At 71.2% G+C, this 17088-nt stretch carries 20 protein-coding genes; 15 read left to right on the forward strand and 5 right to left on the reverse strand.

The features are described 5' to 3' along the window. Nucleotides 1–22: 22 nt before the first annotated feature. From ybaK to ACFV6V_RS16630, 4 genes are all read right to left on the reverse strand, one after another. The gene (ybaK, locus tag ACFV6V_RS16615) at nucleotides 23–520 is read right to left on the reverse strand and encodes a Cys-tRNA(Pro) deacylase (RefSeq protein ID WP_385565108.1); all 498 of its coding nucleotides are present in this window, start codon (nucleotides 518–520) and stop codon (nucleotides 23–25) included. Nucleotides 521–541: 21 nt separating this feature from the next. Beyond that, the gene (locus ACFV6V_RS16620; protein ID WP_385565110.1) at nucleotides 542–1282 is read right to left on the reverse strand and encodes an LON peptidase substrate-binding domain-containing protein; all 741 of its coding nucleotides are present in this window, start codon (nucleotides 1280–1282) and stop codon (nucleotides 542–544) included. A 5-nt stretch (nucleotides 1283–1287) separates the two neighbouring features. Further along, complete coding sequence (locus tag ACFV6V_RS16625) at nucleotides 1288–2352, reverse strand: hypothetical protein (RefSeq protein WP_385565112.1); 1065 nt, start codon at nucleotides 2350–2352, stop codon at nucleotides 1288–1290. A gap of 227 nt (nucleotides 2353–2579) precedes the next feature. Further along, a complete protein-coding gene (locus ACFV6V_RS16630) occupies nucleotides 2580–4229 on the reverse strand; it encodes an oxidoreductase (RefSeq protein ID WP_385565114.1) in 1650 nt (549 codons plus the stop codon). 301 nt (nucleotides 4230–4530) lie between these two features. Here ACFV6V_RS16630 and hisD point away from each other — a divergent pair, with 301 nt between their 5' ends. From hisD to ACFV6V_RS16675, 9 genes are all read left to right on the forward strand, one after another. After that, the gene (gene hisD, locus ACFV6V_RS16635; protein WP_385565117.1) at nucleotides 4531–5889 is read left to right on the forward strand and encodes a histidinol dehydrogenase; all 1359 of its coding nucleotides are present in this window, start codon (nucleotides 4531–4533) and stop codon (nucleotides 5887–5889) included. Next, complete coding sequence (locus ACFV6V_RS16640) at nucleotides 5886–7013, forward strand: histidinol-phosphate transaminase (protein ID WP_385565119.1); 1128 nt, start codon at nucleotides 5886–5888, stop codon at nucleotides 7011–7013. Before hisD ends, ACFV6V_RS16640 begins: the two co-directional genes overlap by 4 nt. Further along, nucleotides 7010–7603, forward strand: a complete 594-nt coding sequence (hisB, locus tag ACFV6V_RS16645; RefSeq protein ID WP_385565122.1) for an imidazoleglycerol-phosphate dehydratase HisB — start codon at nucleotides 7010–7012, stop codon at nucleotides 7601–7603. Before ACFV6V_RS16640 ends, hisB begins: the two co-directional genes overlap by 4 nt. 2 nt (nucleotides 7604–7605) lie before the next feature. After that, entirely contained in the window at nucleotides 7606–7770 is a 165-nt protein-coding gene (locus tag ACFV6V_RS16650) for a hypothetical protein (RefSeq protein WP_361278279.1), read from the forward strand. Continuing rightward, nucleotides 7767–8417 carry an imidazole glycerol phosphate synthase subunit HisH gene (hisH, locus tag ACFV6V_RS16655; RefSeq protein ID WP_385565125.1) on the forward strand — a complete coding sequence of 217 codons (651 nt, stop codon included), beginning with the start codon at nucleotides 7767–7769 and terminating at the stop codon, nucleotides 8415–8417. The genes ACFV6V_RS16650 and hisH overlap by 4 nt, the downstream gene beginning before the upstream one ends. A gap of 2 nt (nucleotides 8418–8419) precedes the next feature. After that, on the forward strand, nucleotides 8420–9148 hold the full coding sequence (gene priA / locus ACFV6V_RS16660; protein ID WP_385565128.1) for a bifunctional 1-(5-phosphoribosyl)-5-((5-phosphoribosylamino)methylideneamino)imidazole-4-carboxamide isomerase/phosphoribosylanthranilate isomerase PriA: 729 nt from the start codon (nucleotides 8420–8422) through the stop codon (nucleotides 9146–9148). Next, complete coding sequence (locus ACFV6V_RS16665) at nucleotides 9145–9552, forward strand: RidA family protein (protein ID WP_385565131.1); 408 nt, start codon at nucleotides 9145–9147, stop codon at nucleotides 9550–9552. The genes priA and ACFV6V_RS16665 overlap by 4 nt, the downstream gene beginning before the upstream one ends. After that, nucleotides 9549–10304 carry an imidazole glycerol phosphate synthase subunit HisF gene (gene hisF, locus ACFV6V_RS16670; protein WP_385565133.1) on the forward strand — a complete coding sequence of 252 codons (756 nt, stop codon included), beginning with the start codon at nucleotides 9549–9551 and terminating at the stop codon, nucleotides 10302–10304. The genes ACFV6V_RS16665 and hisF overlap by 4 nt, the downstream gene beginning before the upstream one ends. A 75-nt stretch (nucleotides 10305–10379) precedes the next feature. Further along, nucleotides 10380–11606, forward strand: coding sequence for a serine hydrolase domain-containing protein (locus ACFV6V_RS16675; protein WP_385565135.1), 1227 nt, complete (start codon nucleotides 10380–10382; stop codon nucleotides 11604–11606). A gap of 221 nt (nucleotides 11607–11827) precedes the next feature. Here ACFV6V_RS16675 and ACFV6V_RS16680 read toward each other — a convergent pair whose 3' ends face one another. Next, nucleotides 11828–12460, reverse strand: coding sequence for a TIGR03085 family metal-binding protein (locus ACFV6V_RS16680; protein WP_385565138.1), 633 nt, complete (start codon nucleotides 12458–12460; stop codon nucleotides 11828–11830). A gap of 84 nt (nucleotides 12461–12544) precedes the next feature. Here ACFV6V_RS16680 and hisI point away from each other — a divergent pair, with 84 nt between their 5' ends. The 6 genes from hisI (at nucleotide 12545) to trpC (ending at nucleotide 17085) form a co-directional block, all read left to right on the forward strand. Further along, nucleotides 12545–12925 (forward strand): phosphoribosyl-AMP cyclohydrolase, encoded by a 381-nt coding sequence (gene hisI / locus ACFV6V_RS16685; protein WP_385565140.1) that lies wholly within the window; start codon nucleotides 12545–12547, stop codon nucleotides 12923–12925. 23 nt (nucleotides 12926–12948) lie between these two features. Next, a complete protein-coding gene (locus ACFV6V_RS16690; RefSeq protein WP_385565143.1) occupies nucleotides 12949–14451 on the forward strand; it encodes an anthranilate synthase component I in 1503 nt (500 codons plus the stop codon). Nucleotides 14452–14465: 14 nt separating this feature from the next. Beyond that, the gene (locus ACFV6V_RS16695; RefSeq protein WP_385565145.1) at nucleotides 14466–15122 is read left to right on the forward strand and encodes a TIGR02234 family membrane protein; all 657 of its coding nucleotides are present in this window, start codon (nucleotides 14466–14468) and stop codon (nucleotides 15120–15122) included. A 153-nt stretch (nucleotides 15123–15275) separates the two neighbouring features. Further along, complete coding sequence (locus ACFV6V_RS16700) at nucleotides 15276–15560, forward strand: HGxxPAAW family protein (RefSeq protein ID WP_385565147.1); 285 nt, start codon at nucleotides 15276–15278, stop codon at nucleotides 15558–15560. Between the two features lie 177 nt (nucleotides 15561–15737). After that, nucleotides 15738–16145, forward strand: coding sequence for a DUF2752 domain-containing protein (locus tag ACFV6V_RS16705; RefSeq protein ID WP_385565148.1), 408 nt, complete (start codon nucleotides 15738–15740; stop codon nucleotides 16143–16145). A gap of 130 nt (nucleotides 16146–16275) precedes the next feature. Beyond that, on the forward strand, nucleotides 16276–17085 hold the full coding sequence (trpC, locus tag ACFV6V_RS16710; protein WP_385565150.1) for an indole-3-glycerol phosphate synthase TrpC: 810 nt from the start codon (nucleotides 16276–16278) through the stop codon (nucleotides 17083–17085). Nucleotides 17086–17088: the final 3 nt, after the last annotated feature.

Genomic DNA, 17088 nt, shown 5'->3' on the forward strand with positions numbered 1-17088 from the left:
CACGCCACCGAACTGCGGGGTCTCACAGCCGTCCGATGGGGGCGAGCACCGCGTCCGTCAGGGTCGCCAGGTCGGAGGGGTCAAGCTCGACCTCCAGACCGCGGCGGCCGGCCGAGATACAGATGGTGGGGTGGCCGGAGGCCGAGGCGTCGAGGACGGTACGCAGCCGCTTGCGCTGGCCGAGCGGGGAGATGCCGCCCCTGACATAGCCCGTGGTGCGCTCCGCCGCTGCGGGGTCGGCCATCGTGGCGCGCTTACCGCCGACGGCCGTGGCGAGGGCCTTCAGATCGAGCTGGCCAGCGACCGGGACCACCGCGATCGTCAGTTCGCCGTCCACGTCGGCGACGAGGGTCTTGAAGACCCGTTCGGGGGAGACACCCAGTGCCTGGGCCGCCTCGTCCCCGTACGACGGTGATGCGGGGTCGTGCTCGTACGCGTGCACGGTGAAAGCCGTACCGGCGGCCGTCAGGGCGACCGTCGCAGGGGTGCCGCCCTGCTGCTTCTTCGGCTTCTTGGCCAATGGTCTCGTCCTTTGCAGGCGTCAGTTGGGGCAGGTCGGCACGCGTGTCAGCTCGGTCGCCGGTACCGAGGGAAGATGCCGGATCACCGCGGTCTCGTAGCGCAGCAGCTCAAGCTCCTCGCGCAGCCGGGTCGCCGTGTCCGGGGCCTGGAGCAGGCGCTGCTTCGACGGGGTGTCCAGCACGGCAGCCGCGGCCACCAGATACGACACCACCGACGGCTCGTCCGGCAGGTCGGCGGCCGAGGACAGCGAGCGCTCCCGTGCGCCCGCCAGCCGCTTCTGGTACGCGCGGAAGGCCCGCAACACCCCTTCGGCCAGGGCGCCCGCCCCGTCTCCCGTCTCCTCGGCGAGCTCCTCCACCTCGGCGGTCAGAAACGGTCCGTCGGTGTCGACGGACAGCAGCCTGACCCGGGTCGTGCCCGTGGCCAGCACCTCGAAGCCGCCGTCCGGGCGCTCCCGGATCGTCGCGGCGTCCGCGATGCAGCCCACCGGGTGGAAGGCGTGGATCGGGTCGGAGCCGAAGCCCGCGGCCGGTCCCTTCTCGGGCAGCGCGGTCTGGTCCGGCATCCCCGGCGCACTCGGCGCCACCTCGCGGCCGTCGCGGATGGCGACCACGGCGAACCTGCGGGGCTCGGACTCATCGGTCTTCAGCAACTCGCGCATCATGGCGCGATAGCGCTCCTCGAAGACGTTCAACGGCAGCACGAGGCCCGGGAAGAGCACGGCGTTGAGCGGGAAGAGGGGCAGGCGAGCGGTGGTCACAGCGGTCAAGCGTAATGGCCACCGGACGGGCTCCGTCCTGGCTGTCTGCGGATCGGACGGAACCGCTGCGTGGACGGCTGCCGCAGCGGCATCGTGGAGGCGACCTCGACGCGCACGCCGTCACGGGTCTCGAGGAACGTCCCCAGTGGATCGTCCGTCAGCCGCGACCAGGGGAACGACGTGGCATACGGGCCGATCAGCCGGAACTGCTCCAGCGCCTCGACCCAGCGTCCCCGCGCGATCAGCACGTACGCCAGCAGGTTGCGGACCTCCGCGGGCCAGGGGTCACCGGCCCCGTAGGCGGCGGAGAGCGCGACCGCCCGGTCCGCCGCCGTGTCGATGCGCTCGGCCTGGACGGAGTTGGCCACGGCCTCGGTCTGGAGCTGGGTGAAGGCGGCTCGTACCGGCAGTGCTTGGACGAGCGAGCCGGGCAGGGCGTCCTCCGCCGCGCGTTCGGCGAAGTCGAAGCACTCGCGGTGCGAGCCGTACCAGACCGCCGAGAGGTACTGGAGCGCGGCGACATGACAGCCGTAGTGGTGCGAGGAGCGGCGTATCGCCTGCTCCCACAGCACCTCGAACGCGGTGTGGGTGGCGTGGGTGCCCCGCGCGTGGTCGAGGGCGAGCCGCCAGGGCACCGGATCGCGCGGAGCGGCTTCCGCCGCGGCGCCGATCAGCGGTCCGACCTCGCGCAGCTGTTCGGCCCGGGCGGGCGACTCCCAGGCCCTGCGTACGGCGAGTTCGGCCTTCACCAGCAGAGCGTCCGGGTCGTGCGGGGTGTCGGCGAGCCAGTGGGTCAGCCAGTCGACCCGGTTGTAGGCGAAGGCCGCGAGCCGGATCACATAACGGTCGCGGTTCTCCCACTCGGCCGCGTCGCGCGTTGCCGCGAGCAGGGTGGCCGCGGGCTGGTGATCCCCGAGTGCGGCGGCGATGAGCGCGGGCCCGAGCTGTCCGTCGGGGGCGTCGAGCAGCACCGACTCGTCCGGGGGCAGCCCGTCGCCTAGGCGGGGGGTGTGCCGGACCATGCGGGCGGTGCTGATCAGGGCGCGGAACAGAGACATGGTGCGGACCATTGAAAGCCGCAGGTGAGGGCCGCGCCAGGGGGCATCTGTGAAGTTTTGGTAGGACTGGAAAGGTTGTCCTGATGATGGTCAAGAGAACGCAAAGGACTGCGGTATTCCGGTGCCTGGTGCGGGGGTTGAGGAACGGGCCCGCGTGAAGGAGCCGGCACTCCAGCTCTTGCCGTCCATCGCCGTCACCCCGGTCAGCCGCGGCAGTTTCGTCGATCCCGACCGTTGCGTCAGCTTCGCCGCAGCAACCTCGTGGCCCCCGCCGCCACCGTCGTCGCCAGGACCCAGCCGAGGAGCACGAGCACCGCCGCGAGCCACTGCCAGCGGCTGTCGAGCCGCCAGTAGCCGTCCTGGCCGAGGTTGATCACCGGAAGCAGCAGGTCGAGGGCAAAGAGCGAGGGGTTCCACTCGGGGTGCTCGTCCGGTTTGATCGGCGCCGGGTCGTGGTGCGAGAAGGCGAGAGCCCCCGCCGCCCACAGCACGGCCATCCACAGCGCCGCACGGCCCGGGCGGTAGCCGTACGCCACCGTCCAGTCCTGGATGTAGCCCCAGAGCTTGGCGGCGAACGGCAGCGTCTCGCGCCGCCGCCGCTGCTTGGCGAGCAGCACCTCGCGGGCGTCGGCGTCCTCGCCGCTGTTGCGCAGCACCGTCGCCAGCCGCTCATAGGGCTCGGGCGCGTACTCCGGGGTCGCCGCGGCCACCCACTCCAGTCTTCGGGCGAGCGGGAAGCGGCTGTACGGGACGAGGTTCTCGTACACGAAGCCGCCCATCGCCAGACCGCCAGGACCCGGCCAGCTCGTCGACAGGTCGATCAGCGTGACGATCTTGGCGCCGTTCAGCACCACACGCCCCTCCTCCGGGCGTTCCCCGTTGAATCGCAGCTCGGGGGTGGCGATCCTGCGCAGGGACAGCTCCTCGCGCCGTGCGTCCGAGAGCACGAAGCGGGCCTTGTAGAAGTCGACGCCGTCACCGAATCGGCCGTCGTCGAGGCGAACCCCGCCGTGGCACTCCAGGCGCTGCTCGCGCGAGCCGGGCGCCCGCCCGCCCACGGCTGTGTTTCCGGCGGTCCCGTCGTCCGCGCCGTTCCCGGGGCCGGCCGCCACGCCGAACGGGGGAGTGGCGCTCTGGTCGCCGGCCGTGGTCACCCAGGCCCTGCTCATGTAGAGGGTGCGCTCCACCGTCAGCTGGGGGGCGTTCAGCGCCCGCCGCCCTTCGGCCGCGCGCAGCCGGCTGCCGCGCAGGCTCAGCGACACGCCGACCTTCGCGCCCCGCAGACTGACCTCGCCATAGGTCTCCATCAGTTCGGCTTGCAGGTCCTGCCCCACGAAGAGCCCGTCCGCCGCGATCGCGCGTCCCCGCTGGTCCGGCCACACCTGGATCTGGTTGATCAGCAGATCCGTGCCGATCTGCGCGTCCGTGAGCCGTATCCCGCGTGCGACGCGGCAGCGCGGCAGATGGAGATCGCCCTGGGTGTGCAGCCTGGCTGCCTCAAGCCTGGGTATGGCGCAGCCGGCCATCCGCAGCGTGGTGAAGTGTGCTTCCGGGAATTCCAGCTCCTGCTCGAAACGGCAGCCGGTCAGCTCGACATACGGTCCTATCGTCCCGCCCGCGAGCTTCAGCCTCCCCGTGATGAACGCCCCGCGCAGCTTGAGCGCACAGACCCGCCCGGGAAGCGCGGGCGGGCCGCTGAGCAGCAGCCGGGCGATCACATCGGCGCGCACGCGGCGTTCAGGGCCCCAGACGGGGCCCGAGAAGGGATCGTTCAGCAGCGGATTCGCATCCCGCAGATCGCAGGTGCCTCCGTCTTCGAACGAGGTCCACAGAGCCAGTTCGGCTCCGGTGAGATCGTCGGGCATACCCACGCCCTGCGGCTCGGTCAAGGCCGCCCCCTCGCTTTCCCGGTTGCTCCCCGGTTTCGTACAGCCGTTCTTCCCGCTGAGTAACGGACTGAACGCTAGTGGTCATGAACGACTGCTGTGACACCCGGTATGGCGAGAAGCGCTCGCTCCGGGCCGATGGGCCGGTGCCGGATGGACGGGAGGATTGGCGGGAAAGTGTCTCGCCAAAGCGCGACCCGTTCGTTCCGGAAATGCGGCCGTCCGTTCCGGAAGAGTGATCCCGTCCGTCCCAGACGGTGATACAGCCGACCGTCCCTTGGAGCGCGTCTGCGAGAATTGACCCGTGATCTCTCGAATCGATCTGCGTGGCGACGCCCTTCCCGAGGGCGCCGCTCTGCGCCAGCTGCTGCCGCGTGCCGATTTCGACGTGGAAGCCGCCCTCGAGAAGGTGCGGCCCATCTGCGAGGACGTGCATCATCGCGGCACCGCGGCGCTGATCGAGTACGCGGAGAAGTTCGACGGCGTGCGGCTCGACCGGGTGCGCGTGCCCGCCGAGGCCCTCGCACAGGCACTGGAGCAGCTCGACCCCGAGGTCAGGGCGGCACTGGAGGAGTCGATCCGGCGGGCCAGGATCGTCCACCGCGAGCAGCGCCGGGCCCCGCACACCACCCAGGTGGTCCCCGGCGGCTCGGTGACCGAGAAATGGGTCCCGGTGGAGCGGGTGGGCCTGTACGCACCGGGCGGCCGCTCCGTCTACCCGTCGTCCGTGATCATGAACGCCGTACCGGCCCAGGAGGCCGGTGTCGAGTCCATCGCGCTCGCCTCGCCGCCGCAGAAGGAGTTCGGCGGACTGCCGCACCCGACGATCCTCGCCGCCTGCGCACTGCTCGGCGTGGACGAGGTGTACGCGGCGGGCGGCGCCCAGGCCGTCGCGATGTTCGCGTACGGAACGGACGAGTGCCCGCCGGCGAACATGGTGACCGGCCCCGGCAACATCTGGGTCGCCGCGGCCAAGCGCTACTTCACCGGGCGGATCGGCATCGACACCGAGGCCGGACCCACCGAGATCGCGATCCTCGCCGACGCCACCGCCGACCCGGCGCACGTCGCCGCCGACCTGATCAGCCAGGCGGAGCACGACCCGCTGGCCGCCGCCGTGCTGGTCACCGACTCGCCCGAGCTCGCGGACGCGGTCGAACGCGAGCTGGAACCGCAGATCGCCGCGACCAAGCACGTCGACGACCGGATCGTCCCGGCGCTGTCCGGGAGGCAGTCGGCGATCGTCCTCGTGGACGGCGTCGACGAGGGTCTTCGCGTGGTCGACGCGTACGGCGCCGAGCACCTGGAGATCCAGACCGCCGACGCCACGGCCGTGGCGGACCGGGTCCGCAACGCGGGCGCGATCTTCGTCGGCCCCTGGGCGCCGGTCTCACTCGGCGACTACTGCGCCGGCTCCAACCACGTGCTGCCCACCGGCGGCTGCGCCTGCCACTCGTCCGGGCTCTCGGTCCAGTCCTTCCTGCGCGGTATTCACATCGTGGACTACACACGGGAGGCGCTGGCCGAGGTCACCCACCATGTGGTGACCCTGGCGGAGGCGGAGGACCTGCCCGCGCACGGCGCGGCCCTCAAGGCGCGATTCGACGGGGGCATCCCCCAGGTGCGGAGCGCGGTGGGGGAGGAAGGTGCACCGAGCAAGTGAGCACGACCGACACCGACACCATCGGCATCGACGACCTGCCCATCAGGGACGAACTGCGCGGCAAGTCCCCCTACGGCGCGCCCCAGCTCGACGTCCCCGTACAGCTCAACACCAACGAGAACCCGTATCCGCTCCCCGAGCCGCTGGTCGAGCGGATCGCCGAACGCGTTCGGGAGGCCGCCCGCGGCCTCAACCGCTACCCCGACCGTGACGCGGTCGAGCTGCGCACCGAACTGGCCGGGTACCTCACGCGCACCGGGAAGCACCCGGTCGCCATGGAGAACGTCTGGGCGGCCAACGGCTCCAACGAGGTCATCCAGCAGCTGCTCCAGACCTTCGGCGGCCCCGGCCGTACCGCGATCGGTTTCGAGCCCTCGTACTCGATGCACGGTCTGATCGCCCGCGGCACCGGCACCGGCTGGATCTCCGGGCCCCGCAACGACGACTTCACCATCGACATGGCCGCCGCCTCGCGGACCATCGCCGAGAACCGGCCGGACGTCGTGTTCATCACCTCGCCCAACAATCCGACCGGCACAGCCGTCGAGGCGGACACGGTCCTCGCGCTCTACGAGGCCGCCCAGCGGGCCAAACCGTCACTGGTGGTCGTGGACGAGGCATACGTGGAATTCAGCCACCGTCCCTCACTGCTGCCATTGATCGACGGCAGGCCGAATCTGGTCGTCTCGAGGACCATGTCCAAGGCCTTCGGGGCGGCCGGTCTACGGCTCGGCTATCTCGCCGCGCACCGCGCGGTGGTCGACGCGGTCCAGCTGGTACGGCTGCCGTACCACCTCTCCGCCGTCACCCAGGCCACCGCGCTGGCCGCCCTGGAGCACACCGATACGCTGCTGAAGTACGTCGAGCAGCTCAAGTGCGAGCGGGACCGGCTGGTCGCCGAGCTGCGCGCGGCCGGCTACGAGGTCACCGAGTCCGACGCCAACTTCGTCCAGTTCGGTCGCTTCGAGGACTCCCACACGGTGTGGCGGCGGATCCTCGACCGGGGTGTCCTGGTCCGGGACAACGGAGTGCCGGGCTGGCTGCGGGTCACCGCGGGCACTCCCGAAGAGAACGACGCGTTCCTCGACGCGGTCCGTGAGTTGAAGAAGGAGCAGAGCGCATGAGCCGCGTAGGGCGCGTAGAGCGCACCACCAAGGAGACATCCGTCCTCGTCGAGATCAACCTCGACGGCACCGGACGGGTCGATGTGTCGACCGGGGTCGGCTTCTACGACCACATGCTCGACCAGCTCGGCCGGCACGGTCTGTTCGACCTCACCGTGAAGACCGACGGCGACCTGCACATCGACTCGCACCACACCATCGAGGACACCGCGCTGGCCCTCGGCGCCGCGTTCAAGCAGGCCCTCGGAGACAAGGTCGGCATCTACCGCTTCGGCAACTGCACGGTGCCGCTGGACGAGTCACTCGCCCAGGTCACCGTGGACCTCTCCGGCCGTCCCTACCTCGTGCACACCGAGCCGGAGAACATGGCGCCCATGATCGGGGCGTACGACACGACGATGACCCGCCACATACTGGAGTCGTTCGTCGCCCAGGCCCAGATCGCGCTGCACGTCCACGTGCCGTACGGCCGCAATGCCCACCACATCGTGGAGTGCCAGTTCAAGGCGCTGGCCAGGGCGCTTCGCTATGCGTCGGAGCGCGACCCGCGCGCCGCCGGGATCCTGCCTTCCACGAAGGGCGCGCTGTAACCGTGAACGGACTGTCCACCCTGCTGATCGTCGTCGGTCTCTTCCTGGTCGGCGGGATCATCTCGTTCGCCAAGCAGCAGATGCCGAAGGGCCTGATCGTGCTGCTCTCCATCGGCGCCGCTCTCTGCCTGGCGGCCGGTGTCATGCGACTGGACGTGTGGTCATGAGCGGAGCCGGCGGGCGCAAGAAGGTCGTGGTCTTCGACTACGGCTTCGGCAACGTCCGCTCCGCCGAGCGCGCACTCGCCCGGGTCGGTGCCGATGTGGAGATCACCCGCGACTTCGACACGGCCATGAACGCCGACGGGCTGCTCGTCCCCGGCGTCGGGGCCTTCGCCGCCTGCATGGCGGGGCTCCAGCAGGCCCGCGGCCACTGGATCATCGACCGCAGGCTGTCCGGTGGCCGCCCGGTCATGGGCATCTGCGTCGGTATGCAGATCCTCTTCGAGCGCGGCATCGAGCACGGAGTGGAGACCGAGGGCCTGGACGAGTGGCCCGGCGTCGTCGCACCCCTGAAGGCGCCCGTCGTCCCCCACATGGGCTGGAACACCGTCAAGGCGCCCGGGGACAGCCAGCTGTTCGCCGGGCTCGACGCCGACGCCCGCTTCTACTTCGTGCACTCCTACGCCGTGCACGAGTGGAGCCTGGAGATCACCAACCCGGCCATCCGCGCTCCCAAGATCACCTGGGCGACCCATGGCGAGCCTTTCGTGGCTGCCGTCGAGAACGGCGCGCTGTGGGCCACCCAGTTCCACCCCGAGAAGTCCGGCGACGCCGGAGCCCAGCTGCTCACCAACTGGATCGAGACCCTCTGATCATGGCTCAGAAGCTTGAACTCCTCCCCGCCGTCGACGTCCGCGACGGCCAGGCCGTCCGTCTCGTCCACGGGGAGTCCGGTACGGAGACGTCCTACGGTTCCCCGCTGGAGGCCGCGCTCACCTGGCAGCGGGCAGGCGCCGAGTGGCTGCACCTCGTCGACCTGGACGCGGCCTTCGGCACCGGCGACAACCGCGCGCTGATCGCCGAGGTGGCCGGGGCCATGGACCTCAAGGTGGAGCTGTCCGGCGGTATCCGCGACGACGCCACACTCGCCGCCGCCCTCGCCACCGGCTGCACCCGGGTCAACCTCGGCACCGCCGCGCTGGAGACCCCCGAGTGGGTCGCCAAGGTCATCGCCGAGTACGGCGACAAGATCGCGGTCGGTCTCGACGTACGCGGCACCACCCTGCGCGGCCGCGGCTGGACCCGCGACGGCGGCGACCTGTACGAGACCCTGGCTCGCCTCGACTCCGAAGGCTGCGCGCGCTACGTCGTCACCGACATCGCCAAGGACGGCACCCTCCAGGGCCCCAATCTGGAACTGCTGCGCAGCGTGTGCGCCGCCACCGACAAGCCCGTCGTCGCCTCGGGCGGGGTCTCCTCGCTGGACGACCTGAGGGCGCTCGCCGGGCTGGTCCCACTGGGTGTGGAGGGCGCGATCGTCGGCAAGGCGCTCTACGCCGAGGCGTTCACCCTCGAAGAGGCGCTCGCGGCGGTGTCACGATGAGCGACTCCGTCCGCCGGATCGGCGGCGGCGCCCCCTGGGAGCAGTCCTTCGGCTACTCCCGCGCGGTCGAACTGCCGAACGGCCTGGTCCTGGTGTCCGGCTGCACCTCGGTGGTGGACGGCGCCGTCGTGGACGGCGGCCCGTACGACCAGGCGGTCACGTCCTTCAACGTCGCCCTCGACGCGCTGAAGGAACTCGGCCTCGGGGCCGGGGACGTGGTGCGCACCCGGATGTACCTCACCCACGCCCGGGACGTCGAGGAAGTGGGCCGCGCCCACAAGACGCTGTTCGGCGAGGTCCGTCCGGCGGCGTCGATGATCATCGTCTCCGGCTTCGTGGACCCCAGGCTGGTCGTGGAGGTCGAGGTCGAGGCGTTCCGAGGCGAGGGAGGCGAGCCGTCATGACCCTGGCCGTGCGAGTCATCCCCTGCCTGGACGTGGACAACGGCCGGGTGGTCAAGGGCGTCAACTTCCAGAACCTCCGGGACGCGGGCGACCCGGTCGAGATGGCCAAGCTGTACGACGCCGAAGGCGCCGACGAGCTGACCTTCCTGGACATCACGGCATCCTCCGGTGACCGCGAGACCACCTACGACGTGGTGCGCCGTACCGCCGAGCAGGTCTTCATCCCGCTCACGGTGGGCGGCGGTGTCCGCTCCGCCGACGATGTCGACAAGCTGCTGCGCGCCGGTGCCGACAAGGTCGGCGTCAACACGGCGGCCATCGCCCGCCCGGAGCTGATCCGCGAGATCGCCGAGCGCTTCGGCCGCCAGGTGCTCGTCCTGTCCGTGGACGCCCGCCGCACCCCTACGGGCTCGTTCGAGGTCACCACCCACGGCGGTCGCCGCGGCACCGGCATCGACGCCGTCGAGTGGGCCCACCGGGCCGCCGAGCTGGGCGCCGGCGAGATCCTGCTCAACTCGATGGACGCCGACGGCACCAAGGACGGCTACGACACCCAGATGATCGCGGCCGTACGGGAGCACGTCACCGTCCCGGTCATCGCCTCGGGCGGCGCGGGCCGGCTGGCGGACTTCCCGCCCGCCGTCGCGGCGGGCGCGGACGCGGTGCTGGCGGCGTCGGTGTTCCACTTCGGCGACCTGCGGATCTCTCAGGTTAAGGACACCCTGCGGGAGGCGGGCCACCCGGTCAGGTGAGCCCACGGCGCCGGACCCTGTCCGTGTCGAGATGTATGGGATTCAATGGGCTGAGTTGCGCCGATAATGACAGGTATGGGACGCATACGGTCGACCACTGCCCTCTGCGTCGCGACCCTTCTCGCCGCGAGTCTCCACGGCGCCGTTGCCGGTGCCGCCCCCGTGGACGCCCCTTCCCCCGCGGGGAAGGGGCGTATCTGTACCGATTCCCCGGACCCCGCGTCCGGGCAGGCCCGCGAGGTCATCGGGATCGCCGAGCGGACCATGAGGGAGCTGGACGTCAACGCCGTCGTGCTGCGCGTCACCAAGGACGGCAAGGAGATCGTCACCAGGGGGCTCGGCCAGTCGATGACCGGTGTGCCGGCCACGCCCGGGATGCACTTCCGCGCCGGCTCGGTCGCCATCGTCTACATGGGCATCACGCTGCTGCAACTGGTGGACGAGAAGAAGGCCCGGCTCGACGACCCCGTGTCCCGCTGGCTGCCGGAGGCCCCGCACGGCGACGACATCACCCTGCGCATGCTCGGTGATTCCACCTCCGGACTCCATGACTACGTCACCGATCCGAAGTTCGTCGCCGCGCTCGAGGCGGCCCCGTTCCGCCACTGGACTCCCCAACAGCTGCTGGCCTACCCGGAAGCCCATCCGCTCTGGTACGAGCCGGGCACCGACTGGAGCTACTCGCACGCCAACTTCGTGCTGCTCGGCGCCGCCCTGGAGAAGATCAGCGGCATGCCGCTCGACGAGCTGCTGCGGCAGCGCGTCATGAGCCCGCTGGGCCTTGCCGACACCCGCAACAGCTTCACCCCGGAGATCCAGCCGCCGGTGCTGCACGCGTTCACCGAGGAGCGGGGCCCCTACGAGGAGTCCACCTTCTGGAATCCCTCCTGGACCACCGCACCGGGCGCCGTGATCACCACCCACATCTGCGACCTGGCCCGCTCGGCGGAGGCGGTCGGAACGGGCGAGCTGCTGTCGCCCGCGGCGTTCCGCACCCAGCTCGACCCCGGCACGGTCGGACTCGGCGGCGGCACGAAGAACTGCCCCGCCTCGGTGTGCCAGAAGAACACCGAGGCCAAGCACTTCGGGCTCGGTGTGCTGGTGCTGAACGGCTGGATCCTGACGAACCCGTCGTTCTCCGGCTACGCAGCCGTCCAGGCCTACCTCCCCGCCGAAGGGCTGGCCATCGCCGTCGCGACCACCCACGGCGCGAAGGCCCCGCCCGAGAACACGGCGCAGACGCTGATGAACCGGATCGCGAAGGCCCTCGCACCCGGTCATCCGGCCCCCGGCCCTCCCTGAGGGCTGTTCTCAGGCCCGGGCAGGGCCCGGACGAGTAGCCCCGAAGCCTTGGTCCCAGGCTGCGGAGTGGGAGGCGCGACGGCAACTCCCGGCGAGACCGTTCTCGGTCCGTGGGGAGTGCCCCGCCTCGTCACTACCGGCGACGATCTGCCCGGGAGAGCCCCAGGACGAGCCTGGTCGCCGGTGGGCCCGTGTGTCGGCGGGGCAGGCCCCCGCCCGGATCAGGCCATCCCCAGCTGGGTGCGGCTCATGCGGTCGATCGCTTCCTTGTCCCCGTCGACCTCCACATGCGCCGCCTCCTGCCGCCCGAACGCGTAGAGGGTCAGCTCGCCCGGCTCCCCGGTCACCGTCACCACAGGGGCGCCCCTGTGGGCGACGGCCGTCTGGCCGTTCGGGCGGCGCAGGACCAGCCCCACGGGCGCCTTGCGCCCCAGCAGCCGGGCCGCCTTCTCCAGCCGCGACCAGAGCACGTCGGCGAAGACCGGGTCCAGCTCGCGCGGGGTCCAGTCGGGCTGGGCCCGGCGTACGTCCTCGGCGTGGACGTAGAACTCCACGGTGTTCGAGGCCTCGTCGACGGGCTTGAGCGAGAAGGGTGACATCCTCGGCGGGCCGGTACGGATCAGCCGGATCAGCTCGTCGTACGGCTTCGCGGCGTACTCCGCCTGCACCCGCTCCAGCCTGCCCTTCAGCGGGCTCAGCACGATCCCGGCGGCCTCGGGGCGGCGCTCGCGCACCACCACATGCGCCGCCAGCTCACGGGCGGTCCATCCCTCGCACAGGGTCGGGGCGCCGGGGCCCGCCGCCTCCAACAGATCCGCGAGCAGCAGCCGTTCACGCTTGGCATGGGTCGACATGCTGGTCAGCCTACGTCCGCGTCTGCGCGTCCGCCCAGTGGACGCACGGCGGGGCGTGGCCCGCGGCGCGGCACAATGGCTCCCATGACAGGCACGACAGGCACGCCCAGGACGCCCAGCGCACTCGCCCCCGCCATCGCCGCCCGCCTCAAGCGCAGTGCGGACGGCCTGCTGCCGGCCATCGCGCAGCAGTACGACACCGGCGAGGTGCTGATGCTCGGGTGGATGGACGACGAGGCCCTGCACCGCACCCTGACCACCGGACGTGCCACCTACTGGTCGCGCAGCCGCCGGGAGTACTGGGTCAAGGGCGACACCTCGGGCCATGTCCAGCAGGTCAAGTCGGTCGCGCTCGACTGTGACGCCGACACCGTCCTCGTCAGGGTCGACCAGACCGGCGCCGCCTGCCACACCGGTGACCGCACCTGCTTCGACGCCGACGAGCTGCCGCTCGGCGACCGGTAGTGGCACCAGTAGGGTCGTACGCCATGGATCTCGAGACCTTCCGCAAGCTGGCGGCCGACCGCCGTGTCATCCCCGTCAGCCGTCGTCTCCTCGCGGACGGCGACACCCCGGTCGGCCTCTACCGCAAGCTCGCGGCGGAGCGCCCCGGCACCTTCCTGCTGGAATCCGCCGAGAACGGAAGGTCCTGGTCCCGGTACTCCTTCATCGGCGTACGGTCGGACGCGACCCTCACCGTCCGCGACGGCCAGGCGCACTGGGTCGGCAACCCGCCGGTCGGCGTGCCCACGCACGGTGACCCGCTGAAGGCCCTGCGTGCCACCGTCGAGACCCTTCACACCCCCCGGGATCTGAGCGACGGCATGCCGCCGTTCACCGGTGGCATGGTCGGCTACCTGGGCTACGACATCGTCCGCCGCCTGGAGAGGATCGGCGAGCACGGCCGCGACGATCTCCGGCTGCCCGAGCTGACCATGCTGCTCACCTCGGACCTCGCCGTACTCGACCACTGGGACGGCTCCGTCCTGCTGATCGCCAACGCGATCAACCACAACGACCTCGAGACCGGCGTGGACGAGTCCTACGCCGACGCCGTCGCCCGGCTCGACGCCATGGAGGCCGACCTCGCCCGGCCCGTCGACTCCCGGCCGGGTGCCCTGCCGCCGTCCGAGCTGCCCCCGTACACCGCACCCATGTGGAGCGGCGAGCAGTTCCAGGAGGCCGTCGAGGACGTCAAGGAGCGCATCCGCGCGGGGGAGGCCTTCCAGGTCGTGCCCTCGCAGCGGTTCGAGACCCCGTGTACGGCGAGCGCCCTCGACGTCTACCGGGTGCTGCGGGCCACCAACCCGAGCCCGTACATGTACCTGATCCGCTTCCCGCACGACGAAGGCCCCTTCGATGTCGTCGGCTCCAGCCCGGAGGCGCTGGTCAAGGTCGAGGACGGGCAGGCGATGCTGCACCCCATCGCCGGGACCCGGCCGCGCGGAGCGACCCCGCAGGAGGACCATGACCTCGCGGACGAGCTGCTCGCCGACCCGAAGGAGCGCGCCGAGCACCTGATGCTGGTCGACCTCGGGCGCAACGACCTCGGCCGGGTCTGCGAGCCGGGCTCGGTGGAAGTCGTCGACTTCATGTCCATCGAGCGGTACTCGCACGTCATGCACATCGTGTCCACCGTCACGGGCAAGGTCGCCGACGGCCGCACCGCCTTCGACGTACTGACCGCGTGCTTCCCCGCGGGTACGCTCTCCGGCGCCCCGAAGCCTCGCGCGATGCAGATCATCGAGGAGCTTGAGCCCTCCAGGCGCGGGCTGTACGGCGGCTGTGTCGGCTATCTCGACTTCGCGGGCGACTCCGACACCGCCATCGCCATCCGCACCGCGCTGCTGCGCGACGGCACCGCGTATGTGCAGGCCGGAGCCGGCATCGTGGCGGACTCGGATCCGGCGGCCGAGGACGCGGAGTGCCGGAACAAGGCCGCCGCGGTGCTGCGCGCGGTGCATACCGCGAACCGGCTGAACGGCGGCTGAGCGCGTAGGGGATAGTGGGGTGCGTGAGTGCTGCATCCGTACCCCAGCCCCGTACCGAGACCGCACGGGCCGCGCAGGCGGCGAACAGCAGCAGGCGCAGCCTTGCCGCCGCCCTGCTGCTCGGCGCCGCCGGCGCCGCCGTGGTGCTGCTCGCCTCGGGGCAGACCTGGGCACAGGGCGCGGCCGACGCCGTCGGTGGCAGTGTCCCGCTGAAGGCCGACGGCCGGGACGTCACCGGTGTGCCGGCCGCTCTCGCCGTGGTGGGCCTGGCCGCGCTGGTCGCCGTGTTCGCCGTGCGCCGCGCGGGCAGGCTGCTGGTCTCCGTGCTGCTGACACTCAGCGGTGCGGGGGCGGCGGTCGCCGCCTTCCTCGGCGCCGGCGGCAGCGGGACCCTGGACGAGCAGGCCCGGCGTACCACCGGCACCAGCGACGCCGCCGCCGAGGCCCTCACCCACACCGTCTGGCCCTTTGTCACGGCCGGTGGCGGACTGCTGATCCTGCTCGCGGGGCTGCTCGCCCTGCGGTTCGGCCGCTCCTGGCCCGCGATGTCCGGCCGCTACGAGCGAGAGGGCGGCAGCCCCCGCAAGCCCCGCCAGGCCGCCGACCCGGACCGCCCCGAGGAGCTGTGGAAGGCACTGGACCGCGGCGAGGACCCCACCGGCGATCAGTGACGACCCCCACGTCCGGACAGCCGTCCGCGTACGGGACAATGGGGGACGAGGAGGTCTGCCGGCGCCACTGGCGCGGGAGAGGCCTCCTGCCGACCACTCGATGGCCTGACCTCACGGCCTCACCCACAGAGCAACACCAGCGAGGAGCACTTCATGGCGGGCAGCAGCCACGGCGGCGGACACGGACACACCCCGGCCGCCTGGACCGGCGTCATCATCAGCTTCATCGGCTTCTGCGTCGCGGGAGTCTTCATGGTGGCGAACAACCCCCTCGGTTTCTGGGCCGGCTTCGGAGTGATCCTTCTGGGCGCCGTCGTGGGCGGAGCGATGAAGGCGGCCGGTCTCGGCTCCAAGCTCGAGCCGGTCCGGGTCCAGGGATCCGCCGAGGGCACGCAGCCCGCGAAGGCCACGCCGGCCGAGGCCACCGCGGCCGCCTGACACGCCGCTGGTGAGACGCGGTCCGGCGGGCCCGGGCTGCGTCTCACCGTATGCCGGGGGGACAATCACCAGGTGGATGCCTTTACCGCCGCTTCTGCCGCACCGGGACCGGGTGCAGGGGATTCCCCCGCACCGGGGACGCCGCACGCCGCGCCCGGTACGGACGCGCCGCCGCCCATGGTGCCGGTGCCTCTCGCGCGACGGCTCGCGACGCCGCTGGCCGCTCTGGCCGTCGTCGCCGCGGCCTTCGCGTACGTCGGCTCCGTCGATCCCCATGAGCCCGGCCATTACCCGGTCTGTCCCTTGCTGAGGCTCACCGGGATCTACTGCCCCGGCTGCGGCGGTCTGCGCAGCGCCCATGCCTTCATCCACGGCGATCTCGGCGCTGCCCTGGGCGCCAACGCCCTCGCCACCCTCGGCTACGGGATCTTCGCCGTGGTCTGGACCGTCTGGATCGTCCGCGCGATCCGGGGACGGCCGTTCCGCTTGGGGCTGCCCGCCTCCTGGGCGTGGGCCGTCGGCGGGGTCCTGCTGGCCTTCACGGTGGTCAGGAACCTGCCGTTCGGGGCGGTGCTCGCGCCATGACACTCCGCGGAGTGATGTTCCACGGAGTGGGATGCCCGTCAACCGGATGCGGGGCCTTCGCCCTCCTGCGGATACCATCGACATAGCTGATCGTGATCCACCAACAACCACCCGGAAGGGGGCCGCTCGCGTGAGTGTGCTCGACGAGATCATCGAAGGCGTACGCGCCGACCTCGCAGAGCGGCAGGCGCGCGTCAGCCTCGACGAGCTCAAGGAGCGTGCCGCCAAGGCGCCCCAGGCCAAGGACGGCGTCGCCGCGCTGCGCGGCGACGGTGTCAAGGTCATCTGCGAGGTGAAGCGCTCCAGCCCCTCCAAGGGCGCGCTCGCCGCGATCGCCGACCCGGCAGCCCTCGCCGCCGACTACGAGGCGGGCGGTGCGGCCGTCATCTCCGTCCTCACCGAAGAGCGCCGTTTCGGCGGTTCGCTCGCGGACCTCGAGGCCGTGCGGGCACGGGTGGACATCCCCGTGCTGCGCAAGGACTTCATCGTCACCTCCTACCAGCTCTGGGAGGCCCGTGCGTACGGCGCCGACCTCGCCCTGCTGATCGTTGCCGCGCTCGACCAGGAGGCTCTGGTCTCCCTGATCGAGCGTGCCGAGTCGATCGGGCTCACCCCGCTGGTCGAGGTCCATGACGAGGACGAGGCCGAGCGGGCCGTGGACGCAGGGGCCAAGATCATCGGTGTCAACGCCCGCAACCTCAAGACCCTCGAAGTCGACCGCGGCACCTTCGAGCGCGTCGCGCCCGAGATCCCCGCGAGCATCGTCAAGGTCGCCGAGTCCGGTGTCCGGGGCCCGCACGACCTGATCGCCTACGCCAATGAAGGCGCGGACGCGGTCCTGGTGGGCGAGTCCCTGGTCACCGGTCGTGACCCCAAGTCCGCCGTGGCCGATCTGGTCGCGGCCGGCGCCCATCCCGCGCTGCGGCACGGAAGGGGCTGACTC

Origin of the sequence: Streptomyces sp. NPDC059828, from assembly GCF_042731955.1 — a bacterium.
Taxonomy (GTDB): Bacteria; Actinomycetota; Actinomycetes; order Streptomycetales; family Streptomycetaceae; genus Streptomyces.

Excerpts from the sequence above, each read along its gene's own strand:
- ACFV6V_RS16625 (WP_385565112.1), bottom strand. The coding sequence starts at position 2,352 with ATGGTCCGCACCATGTCTCTGTTCCGCGCCCTGATCAGCACCGCCCGC.
- hisB (WP_385565122.1), top strand. The coding sequence starts at position 7,010 with ATGAGCCGCGTAGGGCGCGTAGAGCGCACCACCAAGGAGACATCCGTC.
- hisH (WP_385565125.1), top strand. The coding sequence starts at position 7,767 with ATGAGCGGAGCCGGCGGGCGCAAGAAGGTCGTGGTCTTCGACTACGGC.
- priA (WP_385565128.1), top strand. The coding sequence starts at position 8,420 with ATGGCTCAGAAGCTTGAACTCCTCCCCGCCGTCGACGTCCGCGACGGC.
- ACFV6V_RS16665 (WP_385565131.1), top strand. The coding sequence starts at position 9,145 with ATGAGCGACTCCGTCCGCCGGATCGGCGGCGGCGCCCCCTGGGAGCAG.
- hisF (WP_385565133.1), top strand. The coding sequence starts at position 9,549 with ATGACCCTGGCCGTGCGAGTCATCCCCTGCCTGGACGTGGACAACGGC.
- ACFV6V_RS16675 (WP_385565135.1), top strand. The coding sequence starts at position 10,380 with ATGGGACGCATACGGTCGACCACTGCCCTCTGCGTCGCGACCCTTCTC.
- ACFV6V_RS16680 (WP_385565138.1), bottom strand. The coding sequence starts at position 12,460 with ATGTCGACCCATGCCAAGCGTGAACGGCTGCTGCTCGCGGATCTGTTG.
- hisI (WP_385565140.1), top strand. The coding sequence starts at position 12,545 with ATGACAGGCACGACAGGCACGCCCAGGACGCCCAGCGCACTCGCCCCC.
- ACFV6V_RS16690 (WP_385565143.1), top strand. The coding sequence starts at position 12,949 with ATGGATCTCGAGACCTTCCGCAAGCTGGCGGCCGACCGCCGTGTCATC.
- ACFV6V_RS16700 (WP_385565147.1), top strand. The coding sequence starts at position 15,276 with ATGGCGGGCAGCAGCCACGGCGGCGGACACGGACACACCCCGGCCGCC.
- ACFV6V_RS16705 (WP_385565148.1), top strand. The coding sequence starts at position 15,738 with ATGGTGCCGGTGCCTCTCGCGCGACGGCTCGCGACGCCGCTGGCCGCT.